General features: G+C 64.5%; 1 protein-coding gene and 1 pseudogene. Both read left to right on the forward strand.

Annotated elements, in window-relative coordinates; all coding sequences use genetic code 11:
- Positions 1-23: 23 nt before the first annotated feature.
- Positions 24-839 carry a DMT family transporter gene (locus EN925_RS35165; RefSeq protein WP_245487412.1) on the forward strand — a complete coding sequence of 272 codons (816 nt, stop codon included), beginning with the start codon at positions 24-26 and terminating at the stop codon, positions 837-839.
- 205 nt (positions 840-1,044) lie between these two features.
- Positions 1,045-1,576, forward strand: a pseudogene (locus EN925_RS35170) (AraC family transcriptional regulator); the annotation flags it as partial.

Raw genomic sequence — 1,576 nt, forward strand, 5'->3', positions numbered from 1 at the left:
GTGCTGCGACAGGCAAGGGCGCCATGGTGTCGATCCAGATCGGCGCCACCTTCGCCAAAGGCCTGTTCCCGCAGATCGGCGCGCAAGGGACGACGACGCTCAGGCTGGTCATCGGTGCGCTGATGCTGATCGCGGTGCTGCGGCCCTGGCAGATGCGGCCCTCGCGTGCCACCATGCCGTGGCTGGTCGCTTATGGAGTGACGCTCGCCGCCCTCAACCTCCTGTTCTACGCAGCGCTGGCCAGGATTCCGCTCGGCATCGCGGTGGCGCTGGAGTTTACCGGCCCGCTTCTGGTGGCGACCTTGACTTCGCGACGCGCCAGCGACTTTGCCTGGATCGCGCTGGCGGTGGCCGGCATCCTGCTGTTGTCGCCCTTCGTTCGTTCCCTCGCGCCGCTTGATCCGATCGGGGTGATGCTGGCGCTGGCGGCCGGCGGCTTCTGGGCGCTCTACATCGTGCTGGCCCAGAAGGCCGGCGCGGAGCTTGGCACCCGCACCACCGCCTACGGCATGGCCATCGCCGCCGTGCTGGTGCTGCCCTTCGGTGTCGCCCAGGCGGGATCCGCGCTGCTGGCCCCGTCGATCCTGGTCAGCGCGCTACTCGTCGGCCTGTTTTCCAGCGCATTGCCGTTCTTCCTGGAGATGGTGGCGCTGACCCGCATGCCGGCGCGCATCTACGGCACGCTGACCTGCCTGGAGCCTGGGCTTGGTGCACTGGCCGGCTTCCTGTTCCTGCATGAAAGCCTGACCGCGACGCAACTGGCCGGGATCGCTGCCGTTGTTGTCGCCGCCTTCGGCACGGCGCTGACATCACGGCCGCCGGTTCCATCGCCGGAGTAGGGGAACGATTCGTCGGCACTGGGTATTTTCGAGTAATCCGAAATTCAGCCAGCCAGATCCGCGAAATCAGGCCAATCCTTGTTCAGGACGGCACTGAAATTGTCGCCTGGCGCACAAGTATTTCCGGCTCTGGACAGACCGTGATCTGGTCCAATACGGTGCGTGTCGAAGTGAAGACGCGATTGTAGAAAAGGCCGGTCGTCCCTTGCAAAAGAACGTCTTCTCATCGGCGGATCTGCCGCCGCATCTGGATCATCGCGCACGCTTCGCGCTCTGGCAGGACGTCCATGTCGCCGAGATATGGTCGGTCGAATACACGATTTCGGAAAGACTGTCGTTCGAAGCCGCGATCGAAGCCACCGCTGTCGGGTCGCTGGTGCTTGGGCAGATGGCCGGGACGATACGTCATGCCAGCCGCAAGGCGGGCAATATCGCCGCCGACGGTCGCGACGGCTATCTGTTGCTGGTCAACAATGGCGATACGGTGCTCAGCGGCACGCAGATCGGCCGCGATTATCACGTCGGCAAAGGCGAGGCCGCCCTGGTCTCGGCTTCGGAAGCGTTGCAGATGACCGGCGGCGACAGCAATGTCTGGGCCAATGTGGTGCTTCCCCGTGCCGTGCTGGAAAATGCCTTCGCTCATATAGAGGATCGGCTGGCGTTGACCGTCGGCGCCGACAATGAGGCGCTCGGCATGCTCAAGCGCTATTGCAGCTTCCTGGAAGCAGGCCCGGCCC

It is taken from the genome of Mesorhizobium sp. M7A.F.Ca.US.006.04.2.1 (assembly GCF_004022915.1).
GTDB lineage: Bacteria > Pseudomonadota > Alphaproteobacteria > Rhizobiales > Rhizobiaceae > Mesorhizobium > Mesorhizobium ciceri.

Excerpts from the sequence above, each read along its gene's own strand:
- EN925_RS35165 (WP_245487412.1), top strand. The coding sequence starts at position 24 with ATGGTGTCGATCCAGATCGGCGCCACCTTCGCCAAAGGCCTGTTCCCG.